The organism is Chimaeribacter sp. YP20170169, from assembly GCF_056739715.1.
In genome coordinates, this window is sequence record NZ_CP176824.1 from 3,717,271 (window position 1) to 3,736,105 (window position 18,835).

Sequence of the window (18,835 nt, forward strand, 5' to 3'; positions counted from 1 at the left end):
CTCTTATCTGTCGAATTAATGTCTACAGAGTTATCACAGCCTTCGGCCGCCTGACAATACTTTTTTTGCGTTACCATTAATCAAACATTAGTTAACATCTTAATAATCTCTAATGAAATCAAACATTAGCCTGCTGCTTAATTGACGCACTTTTCGCAGATGAATTTTTTGCATCTTTGCTCATCATTACCAGAATGCTGCCGGAGAAGGCACAAGCGCAATCAGGAATGGCGTGTTTGCAATAGCACACACCATTGCCCCCGCGCACGTCCACAAAGAGAAGGCCAGCAAGTGGCAAAATAGTGTCGCCAACAGCGTGGAAAGATAACCAAATTTCGCTGAACGTGTAGGATTTACAGGTAAATCGCCTGTGAGCCGTGGCGAGAAACTGGCAAGCCACTACCCGATAGAAGCAAGTCAGCCACTCGCGCCAAAAAAAGCGGATAAATGTCAGCATAAGGCAAGTAACGGCATCGATCAGGACGAAGGCAGTTTTATGAAGATCTCAGGGTATTCGCCTTGTAGAAAGTGGCTGGTGCTGGGAGCAGGCTCGCAAAACGTTTGGTAATGCAGCAACCCGCAACGCTTTGCTGGAAAACACTTCCCAACACGAAGATAGGTGGCTTGGCTTGCGCCCATTGGGTCGGCATGATGCGCTTTTCTGCAAGGAGGCAACATGACCCTGGCCATTGTCGCGACCCGCGCCACGCTTGGCATTCAGGCCCCGGAGGTGACGATCGAGGTGCACATCAGCAACGGCCTGCCCGCCCTGACGCTGGTGGGCCTGCCGGAGACCACCGTCAAGGAGGCGCGTGACCGGGTACGTAGCGCGCTCATCAACAGCGGGTTTGAGTTCCCGGCCCGGCGCATCACCGTCAACCTCGCGCCAGCTGACCTGCCTAAGGAGGGCGGTCGCTACGATCTGCCGATTGCCCTGGCCATCCTGATTGCCTCGGAGCAGCTTAAGGCTGAGCGGCTGGCGCACTATGAGTTCCTTGGGGAGCTGGCGCTCTCCGGTGACTTACGCGGCGTGAACGGCGCCATTCCGGCGGCACTGGCAGGGGTAAAGGCTGGCCGGCAGCTGATCCTGCCAGCTGACAACGGGGCAGAGATGGCGCTGCTGGCCGAAGGGAGCGCGCTGGTGGCAACCTCCCTGTTGCAGGTGTGCCACTTCCTGCAAGGGAGCACCACCCTGCCCGCCGTGCAGCCGTCGGCCCTGCCAGAAAGCCCACCCGGTGCGCCGGATCTCAATGAGATCATCGGGCAGGAGCAAGCCAAGCGGGCGCTGGAGATCGCGGCCGCGGGCGGCCATAACTTGCTGCTGCTGGGGCCGCCCGGCACCGGCAAAAGTATGCTGGCGGCCAGGCTGGCAGGACTGCTGCCGCCCTTAACCGAAAGCGAGGCACTGGAGAGCAGCGCCATCGCCAGTCTGGTGGGCAGCCCCCATACCGCCCACAACTGGCGAGTGCGCCCGTTCCGTGCGCCGCACCATAGCGCCTCGGCGGCAGCGCTGGTCGGGGGTGGCTCCCTGCCGCGTCCCGGCGAGATCTCACTGGCCCACAATGGCGTGCTGTTTCTGGATGAACTGCCGGAATTTGAGCGCCGGGTACTGGATGCGCTGCGCGAGCCGCTGGAGTCTGGGGAAATCGTAATTTCGCGGGCGCGGGCAAAAATCTGCTTCCCGGCCCGCGTACAGCTGATTGCCGCCATGAACCCCAGCCCGACCGGCCACTATCAGGGCATCCATCACCGGACGTCCTCGCAGCAGGTGTTGCGCTATCTGGGCCAGCTCTCTGGCCCCTTCCTCGACCGCTTCGACCTGTCGATTGAGGTGCCACTGTTGCCGCCCGGCACCTTGAGCGGCCAGCGGCCGGTGGGGGCCAGCAGTCAGGAGGTGCGCCAGCGGGTGCTGGCGGCCCGTGAGCGTCAACTGGCGCGGGCTGGCAAGATCAACGCCCTGCTGGGCAACCGCGAGATTGATCGCGACTGTATGCTGCCTGCGGCGGATGCCGCGTTTCTTGAGGGGGTGCTCAATAAACTCGGGCTTTCCGTGCGCGCCTGGCACCGCATCTTGAAGGTGGCTCGCACGCTGGCCGATTTGGAGGGGCTGCCCGCGATCGCTCGCACACATCTGGCTGAGGCGCTCAGCTATCGCTGCATGGATCGACTACTCTTAACCCTGCACCAACAGAGCGCATAAAAAAACGGGGCCACTGGCCCCGTTGATGCTTAGTCGTCGCTTTCGGTGTAGTCTTCGACGGTATCCATTTGCGGTTTACCGCCAGACAGCGTATGGAAACGCTTCGGACGCCGGATACGGGTCACGTATTTCGTCCACACCTTTTCAGCTTCTGACGTCGGCTCACGCTCGCCGCGGCACACTGCGACAAATTGCACCTCTTCGTCAGTGACTGGATCGCGGCTCCCCAGGTCCAGCTCGTTGAAAGCATGGCCGTGGCGTTCTAGCAATTGCGCCTCTTTAATGGTGAAATCGCCGTGGCGGGAGAACCCGCGCGGGTAGTGTTTGTTATCAAAAAATCGATTTGTCGTGGTGAAGCTTTCCGCCATCTGACACGCTCCTAATTCTCTCATGGCCGTGCTGTTTATGGCGCGGAGTATTAGTTAGGCTTGACATCCTGTAAAACAAAACATTTAAATCTATACGACAAAAAATATTGGAGATGGGTGTGGACACGGAATTACTGAAAACCTTTCTGGAGGTCAGTAGAACTCGCCATTTTGGTCGGGCGGCGGAATCTCTCTATCTAACCCAGTCAGCGGTCAGTTTTCGCATTCGCCAGCTGGAAAATCAGCTCGGCGCGAATCTGTTTACCCGCCACCGCAATAACATCCGTCTGACGCCCGCCGGCGAACGGCTGCTGCCCTATGCAGAGAGCCTGATGAGTACCTGGCAGCAGGCCAAGAAAGAGGTGGTGCGTTCGCTGCACCATGCGGAGCTCTCCATTGGCGCCACGGCCTCGCTGTGGGAGGCGTTCCTTACCTCCTGGCTGCAAACCCTCTATCAGGCGCACAACTCCCTCCAGCTGGAAGCGCGCGTTGCCTTGCGCCATTCACTGGTGAAGCAGTTGCATGAGCGGGAATTGGATCTGCTGATTACGACCGAGCAGCCGAAGATGGATGAGCTATCCAGCCAGCTGCTGGGCAACTTTTCCTTGCGCCTGTTCACCGGCGCGCAGAGCGGTCCGCTGGCGCGCAAGCACTACATCCGTTTGGAGTGGGGCGCGGACTTCACCCAGCATGAAAATCGGATTATCTCCAATGATCAGGAGCCGATGCTGACCACCACCTCGGCCCACCTGACCCGCCAGTTGCTGGAGAGCAACGGCGGCTGCGCCTTCCTGCCGAGCCACTGGGCCAGACTCTACCCACGGCTGGAGATCAATGACGACGTGCCGACGCTGGTGCGCCCGCTCTACGCTGTCTGGTTGCAGAACAGTGACCAACATGCGCTGATCCGCCTTTTGCTCAAAAGCCCGGTGAAAACCGAAGTCTAGGGCGTGGCGGCCTTGGGCCGGGGATGGCGGGGTTTTGCCCGCCGCGCCGCCCAAAAGACGCTTAGCCCCTTCTGCAAGCCGATAAAGGCAAACAGCAGAATGCCAATGACAATTTTGGTCCACCAGGAGCTGAGCGTGCCGTCAAAGGTGATATAGGTCTGGATCAGGCCCTGAATCATCACACCGAACAGGCTGCCCAGTACCGTGCCCACCCCGCCGCTCAACAGCGTGCCACCAATCACCACCGCCGCGATGGCATCTAATTCAACGCCGCTGGCCGCCAGCGCATAGCCCGCCGAGGTATAGAGCGAGAAGACAATGCCAGAGAGCACCGCCAGCGTGCTGGAGAGCATGTAGATATAGATGGTGGTCTTTCTGACCGGCACGCCCATCAGCGCCGCCGACAGCGCATTGCCGCCGATGGCGTAGACGTTGTTGCCGAACCGGGTGCGGTGCGCCAGCACAATGCCGATCGCCACGACAAGCAGCATCACCAGCGCCAGCAGCGTAAAACGTCCACCGCCGGGCATCTTCCAGGCAAAGCTCGCCAGTGCGCTATAGGCTGGGTGATCGATAGGCAGTGACTCCTCGGAGACGATAAAACTCATGCCGCGGATAAAGAACATGCCCGCCAGCGTGATGATAAAGGCAGGCAGTTTCAGGGTGTCGATGATCCACCCCATCAGGCCGCCAAACATCGCCCCCATCACCAAGACCATGCCGAAGGCGACGAAGGGGTTGATGCCCATATCACCAATCAGTTTGGCCAGCAGGACACCGGTAAAGGCGATCACGGAGCCAACAGAGAGATCGATGCCGCCAGAGAGAATGACAAAGGTCATGCCCACCGCCACGATGCCGAGGAAGGCGTTGTCTGTCAGCAGGTCGCCAATGACGCGCGTGGAGGCGAAGCCCGGGAACTGGCTCAGGCAGTAGGCATAGCCAAGAACAAAGACCACAATCGTGATCAGCAGGGGAAAGTTGCGCTTGAGCATCAGGGCTTTCTCCGTAACAGGTTGCGTAGGGAGACACGCGGTGACTGCACTACCAGTACCGCCAGCACCACCAACGCTTTCAGCACCAGATTGAATTCCGGTTTGAAGCCGGAGAGTAAGATCCCGGTATTCATCCCTTGGATGATCAGCGCGCCAATCACCGACAGCAGCAGGTTGAAGCGGCCACCCAATAGCGAGCCGCCGCCAATCACCACCGCCAGGATGGCGTCTAATTCCAGCCACAGGCCGGCGTTATTGGCATCCGCACCACGGATATCTGCCGTGACAATCACCCCGGCCACGGCGGCACAGATACCGCAGATCACATACACGGCCACCAACACCAGCCGGGTATTGACGCCAGCATTGTAGGCCGAGCGTAAGTTGATGCCGACCGACTCAATAAACAGCCCCAGCGCGGTTTTGCGCGTCAGTACCCAGACGGCGATCAGCATGGCGAATGCGATGATGATCGGCATCGGCAGGTAGAACAGCGCCCCACTGCCGAGGTGCGAGAGCGCGCCGCTCTCAAAGGTGACAATTTGCCCTTCGGTGATCAGCTGGGCGATGCCCCGGCCCGCCACCATCAGCATCAGGGTGGCGACAATCGGCTGGATTTGCAGTACCGCCACCAGAAAGCCGTTCCATAGCCCGCAGATTGCCCCGACCGCCAGCGCCGCAGGCAACACCATGCCGAGCGGGTAACCGTGGCTGGTAAGGGTGGCGGCAGTAGCACCAGCGATCGCCATCACTGCCCCGACCGAGAGGTCAATGCCGCCGGTGGCGATCACCAGCGTCATGCCCAGTGCCAGCAACGCCACCGGCGCGCCACGGTTGAAGATGTCCACCAGACTGCCAAACAGGCGGCCATCCTGAATATGGATAGAGAAAAAGTGCGGCGCAACCAGGCTATCAATCAATAGGATGATGGCCAGCGCCCCAAACTGCGTCGCGCCTTTGGGCAGTACCCAGCGTATTTTGCGAGGATTGCCGGTCATCAGTACGCTCCTGTGGCTCATGGTAGGCTCCTTACTGGACGGCAATGGCTTGCATGATGGCCGGGACGCTAATGTCTCGCTGTTCCAGCTGGGTAATGTGGCGGCGGTCACGCAGGACTACAATACGGTCTGCATAGCCAGCCAGTTCCTCTAGCTCTGAGGAGATCACCAGCAGCGCCAGCCCGTCGGCGCACAGCTTTTCAATCAGCCGGATAATCTCGGCATGGGCGCCAACGTCAATGCCGCGCGTTGGCTCATCCAGGATCAGGAATTTGGGTTGGGTCGCCAGCCAGCGTGAGAGCAGCACCTTTTGCTGGTTGCCGCCAGAGAGATACTGGATCTCCTGTTCCGGGCCGGGGGTACGGATGCCCAACAACTTAATGAAGTGCGTCGCCAGTTGCTGCTGCTCTTTGAGGGGGATGGGTCGCAGCCAACCGCGCTGCGCCTGAAGCGCCAGAATGATGTTCTCACGAACCGTAGCCGCGCCAATGATGCCATCGGTCTTGCGATCCTCCGGACAGTAACCAAAGCCCAGCCGCGCGGCCTTACGCGGGGTCGTGACCCGCACGGCCCGCCCCTTCACCTTGGCGTGGCCGGAGTCATGCTTTTTGATGCCGAAAATCAGTTGGGCGGTTTCGGTACGCCCTGACCCAAGCAGGCCAGCCAGACCAACAATTTCCCCCGGCCGTACCGCCAGATCAAAATTCTCTATCAAACCGCGACGGCCATACTGGCTAAACTCCACCAACGGCTCGCCCTGTACGGCATCATGCTCACCACGCTTAAGCAGTGATTCATCAAAGCTGTGCCCCAGCATCATCTGTACCAGTTCCAGCCGCGGCAGTTCCGCCGTATCGCGGGTGCCGACCAGCGAGCCATTGCGCAGCACCGTGATGCGATCGCTGATGCGGTAGACCTGATCGAGAAAGTGCGTCACAAAAATCATCGCCAGGCCGCGATCGCGAAGTTGTGCCAGGATCCCCAGCAGCATGGTGACCTCTTTGGCATCCAGGCTGGCGGTCGGTTCATCCAGAATCAGTACCTTGGCGGAGAGATCCACCGCCCGGGCAATCGCCACGATTTGTTGGATGGCAATCGAGTAGGTGGAGAGCGGCTGGCTGACGTCAAGATGCAGGCCATAACCCGTCAGTAGTTCACGCGCCTGGCGCTCCATTTTTCCCTGATTGACCATGCCGAAGCGGGTTGGCTCGCGGCCAATAAACAGATTGGCAGCCACCGAAATGTTCGGCAGCAAATTCACCTCCTGATAGACCGTACCTATGCCTAGCGCCTGTGCCTGCGCGGTGCTGAGCGGTTCCACCGGCTCGCCTTCCAGGAGGATAGTGCCCTCCGAGCGACGGTAGACACCGGTCAGGGCTTTGATGAGGGTTGATTTCCCCGCGCCATTCTCTCCCAGCAGGGCGACGATCTCCCCACGCCTCAAACTGAAATCAACCTGTTGCAGGGCTTTGACGCCCGGAAATTCAACGGATAAGCCGCGAACCTCCAGTAAAAGCTCATGTTGAGGATTCGCCATGCTTCCCCCTGGTGTTGGTGCAAATGAGGTCAAAGGTGCCGGCATGGTCGGCCATGCCGGCAACCCATCAGTAGCCCATGTCCTTTTTCAGGTCATACTCTTTTTGCGCGGTATCGGGCAGCATCAGGGTAGAAGCGGTCTGGATAAATTTGGGCGGCTGGGTACCCTTCTCTTTCAGCGCCAGCAGCGCGTCAAAGGCTGGCCCCGCCATATTGGGGGTAAGTTCCACCGAAGCATTGGCCTCGCCATTCAGCATGGCTTTGTAGATGTCTGGCACGCCATCAATCGACACCACTTTGATCTGTGAACCGGGCTTCAGACCCGCCTCTTTGATGGCCTGAATGGCACCAATTGCCATGTCGTCGTTATGCGCATACACCGCGCAGATGTTCTTGCCGTTCTGCTCGGCTTTGATAAAGCTCTCCATCACCTCTTTCCCCTTACTGCGGGTAAAGTCGCCGGATTGGGAGCGAATAATCTTGATGTCTGGCGCGGAAGCGATGCCTTCGGCAAACCCTTTCTTGCGGTTAATCGCTACGCTGGCACCCACGGTGCCTTGCAGTTCGACCACATTACAGGGCTTGCCAGCCACCTCTTTCACCAGCCATTGGCCTGCCACTTCGCCTTCGTGGACGCTGTCAGAGGCGATGGCTGCGGTGTACAGGGAGGGATCGCTAACTTCAATGGTACGATCCAGCAGGAAGACCGGGATATTGGCCTCTTTGGCTTCGGTAAGTACTGGCGCCCAGCCTGTCGCCACCACGGGCGCGATGAAAATGGCGTCAACGCCCTGGGCAATGAAGGAGCGCACCGCTTTAATCTGGTTCTCTTGCTTTTGTTGGGCATCCGCGATCTTTAACGTGATGCCACGCTTCTCCGCTTCCAGCTTGGAGACTTTAGTCTCGGCAGAACGCCATCCAGATTCAGATCCTATTTGGGAAAAACCTACCACCAGTTTTTCCGCTTGTGCGGTACCACAAAGCGCGGATGCTACCGCAGCCGCTATCAGTAATCGCCTGTACATATTTTTCTCCTTGCGGGTAGTCTTTGGCTACGCTGTTTATCATGGTGTTGGGTACATCAGATATTCATCGCTCAGCAAGGTCTGGCGCTGTCGCGTCAGGCCGGAAAAACGGGCGAGGATCCCGTTTCCAAAGGCGCACTGACTCAGGATGATGATTAGTTCTAGTACATTGTGAGAAATGAATAATGAGCAGGATCACATCCCTATAGAACAATCGGTTTGTACATATCTTCAGCAAAAACAGGCTACAAAGGGAACGATACCGTACGCGGCAAAAGAGTGGAATGAATAAGAATGAAGCAATGTGCGGAGAAGATGAGCGGAGAAAGTAAAAAGAGAAGAGAGTGAAGGAAGAGAAATGAAAAAGGCGCGATCCTATTGTCGATCGACAGACGAAAAAAAACCCTTCGCGTTAGCGAAGGGTTTTTATCTGGCAGGGGCGGAGAGACTCGAACTCCCAACACCCGGTTTTGGAGACCGGTGCTCTACCAATTGAACTACGCCCCTAAATAGGGTGGCGGTGCGGACGGGACTCGAACCCGCGACCCCCGGCGTGACAGGCCGGTATTCTAACCGACTGAACTACCGCACCACCGATTCTTTTACGTTAACAGAGAGGTCATTCTGTTAACCGGTGTCACTGGTCTGTCTGTCGACAGACGCTAAATTGGATGCCTGGCTGTTCCCTACTCTCGCATGGGGAGACCCCACACTACCATCGGCGCTACGGCGTTTCACTTCTGAGTTCGGCATGGGGTCAGGTGGGACCACCGCGCTCGTGCCGCCAGGCAAATTCTGTGCTCTGACCGCCCACTGGGCCATCAGATATCTGAACCAAGCTGAATATCGTGTCTCTAAAAACACCTTCGGTGTTGTAAGGTTAAGCCTCACGGGTCATTAGTACCGGTTAGCTCAATGCATCGCTGCACTTACACATCCGGCCTATCAACGTCTTCGTCTTAAACGTCCCTTCAGGGGCTCAAGGCCCCAGGGAAGACTCATCTTGAGGCAAGTTTCGCGCTTAGATGCTTTCAGCGCTTATCTTTTCCGCACTTAGCTACCGGGCAGTGCCATTGGCATGACAACCCGAACACCAGTGGTGCGTTCACTCCGGTCCTCTCGTACTAGGAGCAACCCCTCTCAATCTTCCAACGCCCACGGCAGATAGGGACCGAACTGTCTCACGACGTTCTAAACCCAGCTCGCGTACCACTTTAAACGGCGAACAGCCGTACCCTTGGGACCTACTTCAGCCCCAGGATGTGATGAGCCGACATCGAGGTGCCAAACACCGCCGTCGATATGAACTCTTGGGCGGTATCAGCCTGTTATCCCCGGAGTACCTTTTATCCGTTGAGCGATGGCCCTTCCATTCAGAACCACCGGATCACTAAGACCTGCTTTCGCACCTGCTCGAGCCGTCACTCTCGCAGTCAAGCTAGCTTATGCCTTTGCACTAACCTCACGATGTCCGACCGTGATTAGCTAACCTTCGTGCTCCTCCGTTACTCTTTAGGAGGAGACCGCCCCAGTCAAACTACCCACCAGACACTGTCCTCACCCCGGATAACGGGGCCGAGTTAGAACATCAAACATTAAAGGGTGGTATTTCAAGGTTGGCTCCATGCAGACTGGCGTCCACACTTCAAAGCCTCCCACCTATCCTACACATCAAGGCTCAATGTTCAGTGTCAAGCTATAGTAAAGGTTCACGGGGTCTTTCCGTCTTGCCGCGGGTACACTGCATCTTCACAGCGAGTTCAATTTCACTGAGTCTCGGGTGGAGACAGCCTGGCCATCATTACGCCATTCGTGCAGGTCGGAACTTACCCGACAAGGAATTTCGCTACCTTAGGACCGTTATAGTTACGGCCGCCGTTTACCGGGGCTTCGATCAAGAGCTTCGCGTTGCCGCTAACCCCATCAATTAACCTTCCGGCACCGGGCAGGCGTCACACCGTATACGTCCACTTTCGTGTTTGCACAGTGCTGTGTTTTTATTAAACAGTTGCAGCCAGCTGGTATCTGCGACTGGCTTCAGCTCCGGGAGCAAGTCCCTTCACCTACGTGCCAGCGTGCCTTCTCCCGAAGTTACGGCACCATTTTGCCTAGTTCCTTCACCCGAGTTCTCTCAAGCGCCTGAGTATTCTCTACCTGACCACCTGTGTCGGTTTGGGGTACGATTTCGTGTTACCTGGAGCTTAGAGGCTTTTCCTGGAAGCAGGGCATCAGCTACTTCACCACCGTAGTGGCTCGTCATTGCGCCTCAGGGTTAATAAGAAAGCGGATTTACCTGCCTTCTCCCCCTACACGCTTAAACCAGGACAACCGTCGCCTGGCCAGCCTAGCCTTCTCCGTCCCCCTTCGCAGTAACACCAAGTACAGGAATATTAACCTGTTTCCCATCGACTACGCTTTTCAGCCTCGCCTTAGGGGTCGACTCACCCTGCCCCGATTAACGTTGGACAGGAACCCTTGGTCTTCCGGCGAGCGGGCTTTTCACCCGCTTTATCGTTACTTATGTCAGCATTCGCACTTCTGATACCTCCAGCAGACCTCACAGTCCACCTTCGCAGGCTTACAGAACGCTCCCCTACCCAACAACGCCTAAGCGTCGCTGCCGCAGCTTCGGTGCATGGTTTAGCCCCGTTACATCTTCCGCGCAGGCCGACTCGACCAGTGAGCTATTACGCTTTCTTTAAATGATGGCTGCTTCTAAGCCAACATCCTGGCTGTCTATGCCTTCCCACATCGTTTCCCACTTAACCATGACTTTGGGACCTTAGCTGGCGGTCTGGGTTGTTTCCCTCTTCACGACGGACGTTAGCACCCGCCGTGTGTCTCCCGTGATAATATTCTTCGGTATTCGCAGTTTGCATCGGGTTGGTAAGCCGGGGTGGCCCCCTAGCCGAAACAGTGCTCTACCCCCGAAGATAAATTCACGAGGCGCTACCTAAATAGCTTTCGGGGAGAACCAGCTATCTCCCGGTTTGATTGGCCTTTCACCCCCAGCCACAAGTCATCCGCTAATTTTTCAACATTAGTCGGTTCGGTCCTCCAGTTAGTGTTACCCAACCTTCAACCTGCCCATGGCTAGATCACCGGGTTTCGGGTCTATACCTTGCAACTAGACGCCCAGTTAAGACTCGGTTTCCCTACGGCTCCCCTATTCGGTTAACCTTGCTACAAAATATAAGTCGCTGACCCATTATACAAAAGGTACGCAGTCACCCTGATAAATCAAGGCTCCCACTGCTTGTACGTACACGGTTTCAGGTTCTATTTCACTCCCCTCGCCGGGGTTCTTTTCGCCTTTCCCTCACGGTACTGGTTCACTATCGGTCAGTCAGGAGTATTTAGCCTTGGAGGATGGTCCCCCCATATTCAGACAGGATGTCACGTGTCCCGCCCTACTCATCGAACTCACAGCCTGTGTATTTTTGTGTACGGGACTATCACCCTTTACTGTGCGACTTTCCAGACGCTTCCACTAACACACAAACTGATTCAGGTTCTGGGCTGTTCCCCGTTCGCTCGCCGCTACTGGGGGAATCTCGGTTGATTTCTTTTCCTCGGGGTACTTAGATGTTTCAGTTCCCCCGGTTCGCCTCACTGCACTATGTATTCATGCAGAGATAGTGTGACGTATCACACTGGGTTTCCCCATTCGGGTATCGTCGGGTATAACGCTTCATATCAGCTTACCGACGCTTATCGCAGATTAGCACGCCCTTCATCGCCTCTGACTGCCTAGGCATCCACCGTGTACGCTTAGTCGCTTAACCTCACAACCCGAAGATGTTTCCATCAGGATGTGATTATTTGAGAGACTCTCTTACATGCGCCATCTCTCAGAACTTCTACGGAGAGAGACAGGGCTGTAAGGTTTCAATTTTCAGCTTGTTCCAGATTGTTAAAGAGCAAATACTTCACAGCATACTGTTGCCAGTATACTCAGAACTATTATTCAGACCGTACGAGATGGTGGAGCTAAGCGGGATCGAACCGCTGACCTCCTGCGTGCAAGGCAGGCGCTCTCCCAGCTGAGCTATAGCCCCGTGCAGTCTTAAGATACCTTTGTGGTAGGCCTGAGTGGACTTGAACCACCGACCTCACCCTTATCAGGGGTGCGCTCTAACCACCTGAGCTACAAGCCTATAAAGGTATTTCTGCTCGAATTTCATCAGACAATCTGTGTGAGCACTGCACAGTCAAATATCTCTAGGTAAGGAGGTGATCCAACCGCAGGTTCCCCTACGGTTACCTTGTTACGACTTCACCCCAGTCATGAATCACAAAGTGGTAAGCGCCCTCCCGAAGGTTAAGCTACCTACTTCTTTTGCAACCCACTCCCATGGTGTGACGGGCGGTGTGTACAAGGCCCGGGAACGTATTCACCGTGGCATTCTGATCCACGATTACTAGCGATTCCGACTTCATGGAGTCGAGTTGCAGACTCCAATCCGGACTACGACGCACTTTATGAGGTCCGCTTGCTCTCGCGAGTTCGCTTCTCTTTGTATGCGCCATTGTAGCACGTGTGTAGCCCTACTCGTAAGGGCCATGATGACTTGACGTCATCCCCACCTTCCTCCGGTTTATCACCGGCAGTCTCCTTTGAGTTCCCGACCGAATCGCTGGCAACAAAGGATAAGGGTTGCGCTCGTTGCGGGACTTAACCCAACATTTCACAACACGAGCTGACGACAGCCATGCAGCACCTGTCTCAGAGTTCCCGAAGGCACCAAGGCATCTCTGCCAAGTTCTCTGGATGTCAAGAGTAGGTAAGGTTCTTCGCGTTGCATCGAATTAAACCACATGCTCCACCGCTTGTGCGGGCCCCCGTCAATTCATTTGAGTTTTAACCTTGCGGCCGTACTCCCCAGGCGGTCGATTTAACGCGTTAGCTCCGGAAGCCACGCCTCAAGGGCACAACCTCCAAATCGACATCGTTTACAGCGTGGACTACCAGGGTATCTAATCCTGTTTGCTCCCCACGCTTTCGCACCTGAGCGTCAGTCTTCGTCCAGGGGGCCGCCTTCGCCACCGGTATTCCTCCAGATCTCTACGCATTTCACCGCTACACCTGGAATTCTACCCCCTCTACGAGACTCTAGCTTGCCAGTTTCAAATGCAGTTCCCAAGTTAAGCTCGGGGATTTCACATCTGACTTAACAAACCGCCTGCGTGCGCTTTACGCCCAGTAATTCCGATTAACGCTTGCACCCTCCGTATTACCGCGGCTGCTGGCACGGAGTTAGCCGGTGCTTCTTCTGCGAGTAACGTCAATCGGTAAGGTTATTAACCTTACCGCCTTCCTCCTCGCTGAAAGTACTTTACAACCCGAAGGCCTTCTTCATACACGCGGCATGGCTGCATCAGGGTTTCCCCCATTGTGCAATATTCCCCACTGCTGCCTCCCGTAGGAGTCTGGACCGTGTCTCAGTTCCAGTGTGGCTGGTCATCCTCTCAGACCAGCTAGGGATCGTCGCCTAGGTGAGCCATTACCCCACCTACTAGCTAATCCCATCTGGGTTCATCTGATGGCGCGAGGCCCGAAGGTCCCCGCTTTGGTCTTGCGACGTTATGCGGTATTAGCTACCGTTTCCAGTAGTTATCCCCCTCCATCAGGCAGATCCCCAGACATTACTCACCCGTCCGCCGCTCGCCGGCAAAGTAGCAAGCTACTTCCCGCTGCCGCTCGACTTGCATGTGTTAGGCCTGCCGCCAGCGTTCAATCTGAGCCATGATCAAACTCTTCAATTAAAAGCTTGATGTGCTACACAAGGTAGCGATGCTCAAAGGTTACTGTTTGAATTTTACTTCAGTTAGTCACTCTTCAAGACTTAATATTTTGTGCATCCGAAGATGCTTGATATCGTCTTGTGAGTGCCCACACAGATTGTCTGATAAATTGTTAAAGAGCAGTCGTTACCGTTTCGTTTCGGTAACGTGGGAGGCACATATTACGCTTTCCCACCGGAGAGTCAAGCACTATTTTCTAGTGTTTTCAGCGTCTCCGCCGAGGGCCTCTCCGCTGACCCGGCGACGTGTTGGTCGTTGTTCCCGGTCAGTGGAGGCGCATTATAGGGAGTTCTCGGCAGGCCGCAACCCCTAATTTTAAAAAATTATTCAACCGCTCAACAAATAATCAACACGCTGCTAAAGTGACAATTTTTTGATGCTTTTGAAACCATAATCGGCCAAAACCGGCCGCAGCGAGTCAATTTCTGCGGTGAACGCCATGCAGTACGCCAGGTTCTCTTCTCCTGATAAAGAGGCATTTTCTTGATTGGCCAGCAGCCAGGCAGTTCGCCGGGCGATAGCCGCGCCAGAATCCACCAGCCGGGTGCCATCCGGCATGACCTGTTTCAGCTCGTCTGCTAATAGAGGAAAGTGGGTGCAGCCCAATACCACGGTATCTGGCGGCTCCGGGCGACGCAGCCACGGCCGCACAATCTTCTTCAGCGCCTCCAGCGATACCTCTTCGCCATGCAGCTTCGCTTCCGCCATCTCCACCAGCTCCGCTGATCCCAGCATCAGGATTTCGCAATCCGTGGCGAAGCGCGCCACCAGATCGTGCGTATAGGGGCGTTGCACAGTGGCGCGGGTCGCCAATAGCCCGACCACGCCGTTGCGGGTCAGCTTGGCGGCAGGCTTGATGGCGGGCACCACGCCCACGACCGGGCAGCTAAAACGCTCCCGCAGGGCTGGCAGGGTAACGGTGCTGGCGGTATTGCAGGCCACGACAATAATAGAGAGGGGATGGCGCTGGGCGATCGCGGAGGTAATGGCCACCACACGTTCGACAATAAACTCCTCTGACTTCTCCCCATAGGGAAAAGCTACATTGTCGAAGGCATAGATATAGTGGAGATCCGGCAGCAGTTGCCGAATCTCCTGATAGACCGACAGCCCCCCGACGCCGGAGTCAAAGACCAGGGCGGTTGGCCGGGGGGTTATTGAAAGGGTGTCAGAAGGTATAGCTGCCAGTGAGGTAGTATTCACGTCCTGGTGTTTCGTAGCCATAAACCGTCTCATAATCTTTATCAAACAGGTTGGCAATTCTACCACGAACGGTCAGGTGCGATGTAACCGGATAGGAGGCCGCGAGATCCCACAGGCTGACGCCACCCAGACGTTTTCGCTCATAGGTACTGAAGTCAGTATCATAGCGCTTACCGAGGTAGTGGTAGGTCAGTGACCAATCCAGCTCCTCCACCTGCCAATCAAGCTGATACTTCACCTGCTGTTTCGCACGGCGCGCCAGCACTTCATTGGTATCGGCATCACGCGGGTCAAGATACTCCAGCGTCAACTGGTGCTGCAGTGGGCCAGTCTCCAGCGAGCCGGTCCACTCCACACCCTTGATTCGCACCTTGCCGACATTGTAGTAGCGGTTGTTTTCGTAATCGATCATCTGGTCGATGTCATTACGATAAGCGGAGAGGCGCCAACTCAGCGGGCCAGTTAGCCCCTCCACGCCCCCTTCCCACTCTTTACTCTCTTCCGGGTTCAGGTCTGGGTTGCCACCATAGCCGCTGTAGAGTTGGCCGAGGTTGGGAGCCTTGAAGGCGGTGCCGTAGGAGGCGATCAGACGGTAGCCGTCGATGAACTCCCATGCAGCGCTGGTTTGCCAGGTGGAGTGCCAGCCAAATTGGGAGTTGTCATCCCCACGAATGGCACCCTCGAGCGTGACATCGCTGATCTGCTGTTGCGCCGTCAGGTAGAGGCCGGTGTTGCGCTGGTTATAGCCATTGGCCAGATAGTTGGTGCCCGGCTCGGTGGTCAGCTTCTGCCAGTCCAGCCCGGCGTTGACGGAACCCAGCCCCAGTTGGAAGGTATTACCCCATTGCAGGTTGTACTGCTGGGAGTCATCCAGTGAGGCGGAGGCGGCATAACGCCCCTGACGCGGATCGTAGTTATAGTCCTTGGTATGGCTATAGCTGCCGATCAGTTGCGTGGCGTAGATCCCTTCCTGATAGCGCAGGCCAGCATCCCAAGTCTGGTTATAGAGCTGGCGGGTGTCCACCAGCGGATCGGTGGCCGCGGTGTAGTAGGCGTCATAGTCGGTGCGGTTGTCATAGCCATAGCCGCGTAAAAAGCCACTGACGCTCTCATTGAACTGATGCTGGAGCGAGCCGAAGAGGGTTTTGCTCAGGTAGCCATCGCGATCCTGCTGGCTCTGCGCGCCGGTGTTGCCGTAGGCGACCACGTCATACCCTTTGGTATAGGTGTAGTTGCCAGCCAGCGTGCCAATGGTGTCTTCGCCCAGTTGCTGCTGGGTGGCGGCATCGTAGGACTGGTAGCCATTGGAGCCAAGGCCCGCGTTGAGCGTGGTGCCGCTCTTCTCACGGGTGGTGATGATGTTGACCACGCCGCCGAGGGCATCGGAGCCATAAACGGCGGAGCGCGGCCCACGGACATACTCAATGCGTTGCACCAGCGAAAGCGGGATCTGGCTGAGGTCGGTGGCTCCGCTGACACCGGCCTGATTGAGGCGGATGCCATCCATCAGCACCAGCACATGGCTGAAGTTGGTGCCGCGGATGAACAGCGAGCTGAGCTGTCCCATGCCACCGCTCTGCGCGACATCCACACCCGGCAGGCGGCGCATCACATCAAGCAACGTGGTGGATTGCCAGCGATCGATCTCATCGCGCGTCACGACCGTGGTCGGTGCCAACACGGAGGAGACCGGCTGTGCGAAGCGGTTAGCGGTGACGACCAGGGTATCGTTATTATTTGCCGGCGATGCTTGCGCCCAGGCAGAAGAGGCCGTGGCGAACAGCGAAGTCCACAGCAAGGATTTTTTCATTGTCATGCGAAACGCATCCAAAAATTGGCAGGATGCCGCAGGGAGCCATCCACGTATACGCGACGGGGATGAGTAGTGCGACGGATACTCCGGCAGGTCTTCGGACTTGGGATCCGTATGGAGCCTGCTCCATACGCCGGGCGATGACTTCCCACCTAACAGGCAGTGTCTACTTGCTACGCCGTGACTTCCCCTTACCGCTGCGCGTCAGTTCCGGATTTACACCGGATTCCCTTTTAACCCATTGATTGAGGCCGGATCGCAATGCTACGATCAACCCATATGGAAGTCTAGACTTCCACCCTCGGTGCCCGGAATAAACGCAACAAAACTGGACTTAACCCGCACTTTCCCTACAATCCCCGCAAAACACGCTTTTTCCCCCGATCCAGACGAGAGATGCCATGACCCCTGACATTCTGCCAATTGAACAGTATGACGACCAACTGGCGGAAAAGACCGCCCGTCTCAAGACGCTGATGTCGCCCTTTGCCGCGCCGGAGCCGGAGGTGTTCCGCTCGCCGAAACAGCACTACCGTATGCGGGCAGAGTTCCGCGTCTGGCACGACGAGGACGATCTTTTCCATATCATCTTTGATCAGCAGACCAAGCAGCGTATCCGCGTGGATCAGTTCCCGGCTGCCAGCGAGCTGATCAACCGCCTGATGATCGCGCTGATCGACGAGCTGAAGCCGCAGCCACTGTTGCGCCGCAAGCTGTTCCAAATTGATTACCTCTCTACCCAGAGCGGCAAGATTATCGCCTCCCTGCTCTACCACCGTAAGCTCGATGAGGCGTGGCAGCAGGCCGCGACGGCGATGCGTGACCGCCTGCGGGCGCAGGGCTTTGACCTGCAACTGATTGGCCGCGCCTCGAAAACCAAAATCATGCTGGATCAGGACTATGTGGACGAGTGCCTGCCGGTGGCGGGCAAAGAGATGATCTACCGCCAGGTAGAGAACAGCTTTACCCAGCCGAACGCCGCGATGAACGTGCAGATGCTGGAGTGGGCGCTGGATGTCACGCGCGGTTCGCAAGGCGATCTGCTGGAGCTGTACTGCGGCAATGGCAACTTCTCGCTGGCGCTGGCGCGGAACTTCCGCCGAGTGCTGGCGACCGAGATTGCCAAGCCTTCGGTGGCGGCGGCGCAGTACAACATTGCGGCCAACCAGATCGACAACGTGCAGATCATCCGCATGGCCGCCGAGGATTTCACTCAGGCGATGAATGGCGTGCGCGAGTTCAATCGCCTGAAGGGCATCGACCTGAGCAGCTACCAGTGCGAAACCATCTTTGTCGATCCGCCGCGCAGTGGCCTGGATGATGAAACCGTCAAGCTGGTACAGGGCTATCCGCGCATCCTCTATATCTCCTGCAACCCGAAGACGCTGTGCGACAACCTGCATACCCTGCACCAGACCCACAACGTGACCAAACTGGCGCTGTTTGACCAGTTCCCCTACACCCACCATATGGAGTGCGGTGTGCTGCTGGAGCGGCGTGACGCCTGATCTTCACCATAAAAAAGGCCCTCATTTGAGGGCCTTTTTTTATCGCCGGATGACTTACACTTCCGGGTTGGTCGCCGTCTTGCGCGCCTTGACCTTCACGCCAATCCAGAAGACCAGTGCCACGGAGAGGATTGCCGGCAGGAAGTTGGAGCCAATCTGCGGGTATTCGGCGCGGACAATGGTGCTATAGAGCAGCAGGCCGAGCATAAAGCAGGCGGCGGCCAGTGACGGCATCCCCTTCGGCATCGCCCGGTTCAGGTAACGCTGGTGCAGGCAGTAGACGGCCAGCACCAAGGCAATCAATGGGAAAATGGAGAACGGCACCACCGAGCTGAAGAGCGCGGTAAAGGAGCCGCTGATGGATAAGCCAGCGATCAGGGCGAGAATCAGGGTGCCATTTTCGCGGCGCGGGTGTTCTGTCATCTTTTTTACCTATC

12 protein-coding genes, 4 tRNA genes, 3 rRNA genes and 1 riboswitch are annotated in these 18,835 nt (G+C 56.7%); of the genes, 3 read left to right on the forward strand and 16 right to left on the reverse strand.

What is annotated here, in order from left to right; translation table 11 throughout:
• Positions 1-118: 118 nt before the first annotated feature.
• Positions 119-457, reverse strand: coding sequence for a hypothetical protein (locus tag ACK3SD_RS16935; protein ID WP_481126250.1), 339 nt, complete (start codon positions 455-457; stop codon positions 119-121).
• A gap of 219 nt (positions 458-676) precedes the next feature.
• Here ACK3SD_RS16935 and ACK3SD_RS16940 point away from each other — a divergent pair, with 219 nt between their 5' ends.
• A complete protein-coding gene (locus ACK3SD_RS16940; protein WP_481126251.1) occupies positions 677-2,200 on the forward strand; it encodes a YifB family Mg chelatase-like AAA ATPase in 1,524 nt (507 codons plus the stop codon).
• Positions 2,201-2,229: 29 nt separating this feature from the next.
• Here ACK3SD_RS16940 and ACK3SD_RS16945 read toward each other — a convergent pair whose 3' ends face one another.
• Complete coding sequence (locus tag ACK3SD_RS16945; RefSeq protein WP_137764692.1) at positions 2,230-2,568, reverse strand: MaoP family protein; 339 nt, start codon at positions 2,566-2,568, stop codon at positions 2,230-2,232.
• A gap of 119 nt (positions 2,569-2,687) precedes the next feature.
• Here ACK3SD_RS16945 and hdfR point away from each other — a divergent pair, with 119 nt between their 5' ends.
• Positions 2,688-3,515 (forward strand): HTH-type transcriptional regulator HdfR, encoded by an 828-nt coding sequence (gene hdfR / locus ACK3SD_RS16950; RefSeq protein ID WP_481126252.1) that lies wholly within the window; start codon positions 2,688-2,690, stop codon positions 3,513-3,515.
• Here hdfR and yjfF read toward each other — a convergent pair.
• The 13 genes from yjfF to btuB form a co-directional block, all read right to left on the reverse strand.
• Positions 3,512-4,510 carry a galactofuranose ABC transporter, permease protein YjfF gene (gene yjfF / locus ACK3SD_RS16955; protein ID WP_481126253.1) on the reverse strand — a complete coding sequence of 333 codons (999 nt, stop codon included), beginning with the start codon at positions 4,508-4,510 and terminating at the stop codon, positions 3,512-3,514. The two genes, hdfR and yjfF, sit on opposite strands and share 4 nt — an antisense overlap.
• The gene (ytfT, locus tag ACK3SD_RS16960; RefSeq protein WP_481126254.1) at positions 4,510-5,529 is read right to left on the reverse strand and encodes a galactofuranose ABC transporter, ATP-binding protein YtfT; all 1,020 of its coding nucleotides are present in this window, start codon (positions 5,527-5,529) and stop codon (positions 4,510-4,512) included. Before ytfT ends, yjfF begins: the two co-directional genes overlap by 1 nt.
• Positions 5,530-5,539: 10 nt before the next feature.
• Positions 5,540-7,045, reverse strand: coding sequence for a galactofuranose ABC transporter, ATP-binding protein YtfR (ytfR, locus tag ACK3SD_RS16965; protein ID WP_481126255.1), 1,506 nt, complete (start codon positions 7,043-7,045; stop codon positions 5,540-5,542).
• Between the two features lie 67 nt (positions 7,046-7,112).
• On the reverse strand, positions 7,113-8,069 hold the full coding sequence (gene ytfQ / locus ACK3SD_RS16970) for a galactofuranose ABC transporter, galactofuranose-binding protein YtfQ (RefSeq protein WP_137764697.1): 957 nt from the start codon (positions 8,067-8,069) through the stop codon (positions 7,113-7,115).
• A gap of 431 nt (positions 8,070-8,500) precedes the next feature.
• Positions 8,501-8,576: transfer RNA gene (locus tag ACK3SD_RS16975), tRNA-Trp, on the reverse strand.
• An 8-nt stretch (positions 8,577-8,584) separates the two neighbouring features.
• Positions 8,585-8,661: transfer RNA gene (locus tag ACK3SD_RS16980), tRNA-Asp, on the reverse strand.
• An 81-nt stretch (positions 8,662-8,742) separates the two neighbouring features.
• Positions 8,743-8,858: ribosomal RNA gene (gene rrf / locus ACK3SD_RS16985) — 5S ribosomal RNA — on the reverse strand.
• A gap of 87 nt (positions 8,859-8,945) precedes the next feature.
• Positions 8,946-11,854 (reverse strand): 23S ribosomal RNA (locus tag ACK3SD_RS16990).
• A gap of 197 nt (positions 11,855-12,051) precedes the next feature.
• A tRNA-Ala gene (locus tag ACK3SD_RS16995) sits at positions 12,052-12,127 on the reverse strand.
• 22 nt (positions 12,128-12,149) lie between these two features.
• A tRNA-Ile gene (locus tag ACK3SD_RS17000) sits at positions 12,150-12,226 on the reverse strand.
• A 69-nt stretch (positions 12,227-12,295) separates the two neighbouring features.
• Positions 12,296-13,835: ribosomal RNA gene (locus ACK3SD_RS17005) — 16S ribosomal RNA — on the reverse strand.
• The 16S, 23S and 5S rRNA genes sit together here with 4 tRNA genes alongside, the layout of an rRNA operon.
• Before the next feature lie 396 nt (positions 13,836-14,231).
• The gene (gene murI, locus ACK3SD_RS17010) at positions 14,232-15,098 is read right to left on the reverse strand and encodes a glutamate racemase (RefSeq protein WP_481126256.1); all 867 of its coding nucleotides are present in this window, start codon (positions 15,096-15,098) and stop codon (positions 14,232-14,234) included.
• A complete protein-coding gene (gene btuB / locus ACK3SD_RS17015; RefSeq protein ID WP_481126257.1) occupies positions 15,043-16,893 on the reverse strand; it encodes a TonB-dependent vitamin B12 receptor BtuB in 1,851 nt (616 codons plus the stop codon). Before btuB ends, murI begins: the two co-directional genes overlap by 56 nt.
• A gap of 68 nt (positions 16,894-16,961) precedes the next feature.
• Positions 16,962-17,161: riboswitch (cobalamin riboswitch) on the reverse strand.
• Between the two features lie 130 nt (positions 17,162-17,291).
• On the opposite strand from btuB, the gene trmA reads away from it, so the two are divergent.
• Positions 17,292-18,398, forward strand: a complete 1,107-nt coding sequence (gene trmA / locus ACK3SD_RS17020) for a tRNA (uridine(54)-C5)-methyltransferase TrmA (protein ID WP_481126258.1) — start codon at positions 17,292-17,294, stop codon at positions 18,396-18,398.
• 54 nt (positions 18,399-18,452) lie between these two features.
• Here the strand turns inward: trmA and ACK3SD_RS17025 are convergent, their stop codons facing one another.
• Positions 18,453-18,821, reverse strand: coding sequence for a YijD family membrane protein (locus ACK3SD_RS17025; RefSeq protein ID WP_481126259.1), 369 nt, complete (start codon positions 18,819-18,821; stop codon positions 18,453-18,455).
• Between the last annotated feature and the right edge of the window lie 14 nt (positions 18,822-18,835).

Excerpts from the sequence above, each read along its gene's own strand:
- murI (WP_481126256.1), bottom strand. The coding sequence starts at position 15,098 with ATGGCTACGAAACACCAGGACGTGAATACTACCTCACTGGCAGCTATA.
- ACK3SD_RS16935 (WP_481126250.1), bottom strand. The coding sequence starts at position 457 with ATGCTGACATTTATCCGCTTTTTTTGGCGCGAGTGGCTGACTTGCTTC.
- ACK3SD_RS17025 (WP_481126259.1), bottom strand. The coding sequence starts at position 18,821 with ATGACAGAACACCCGCGCCGCGAAAATGGCACCCTGATTCTCGCCCTG.
- ytfR (WP_481126255.1), bottom strand. The coding sequence starts at position 7,045 with ATGGCGAATCCTCAACATGAGCTTTTACTGGAGGTTCGCGGCTTATCC.
- ACK3SD_RS16945 (WP_137764692.1), bottom strand. The coding sequence starts at position 2,568 with ATGGCGGAAAGCTTCACCACGACAAATCGATTTTTTGATAACAAACAC.
- ytfQ (WP_137764697.1), bottom strand. The coding sequence starts at position 8,069 with ATGTACAGGCGATTACTGATAGCGGCTGCGGTAGCATCCGCGCTTTGT.
- trmA (WP_481126258.1), top strand. The coding sequence starts at position 17,292 with ATGACCCCTGACATTCTGCCAATTGAACAGTATGACGACCAACTGGCG.
- btuB (WP_481126257.1), bottom strand. The coding sequence starts at position 16,893 with ATGACAATGAAAAAATCCTTGCTGTGGACTTCGCTGTTCGCCACGGCC.
- ACK3SD_RS16940 (WP_481126251.1), top strand. The coding sequence starts at position 677 with ATGACCCTGGCCATTGTCGCGACCCGCGCCACGCTTGGCATTCAGGCC.
- ytfT (WP_481126254.1), bottom strand. The coding sequence starts at position 5,529 with ATGAGCCACAGGAGCGTACTGATGACCGGCAATCCTCGCAAAATACGC.
- yjfF (WP_481126253.1), bottom strand. The coding sequence starts at position 4,510 with ATGCTCAAGCGCAACTTTCCCCTGCTGATCACGATTGTGGTCTTTGTT.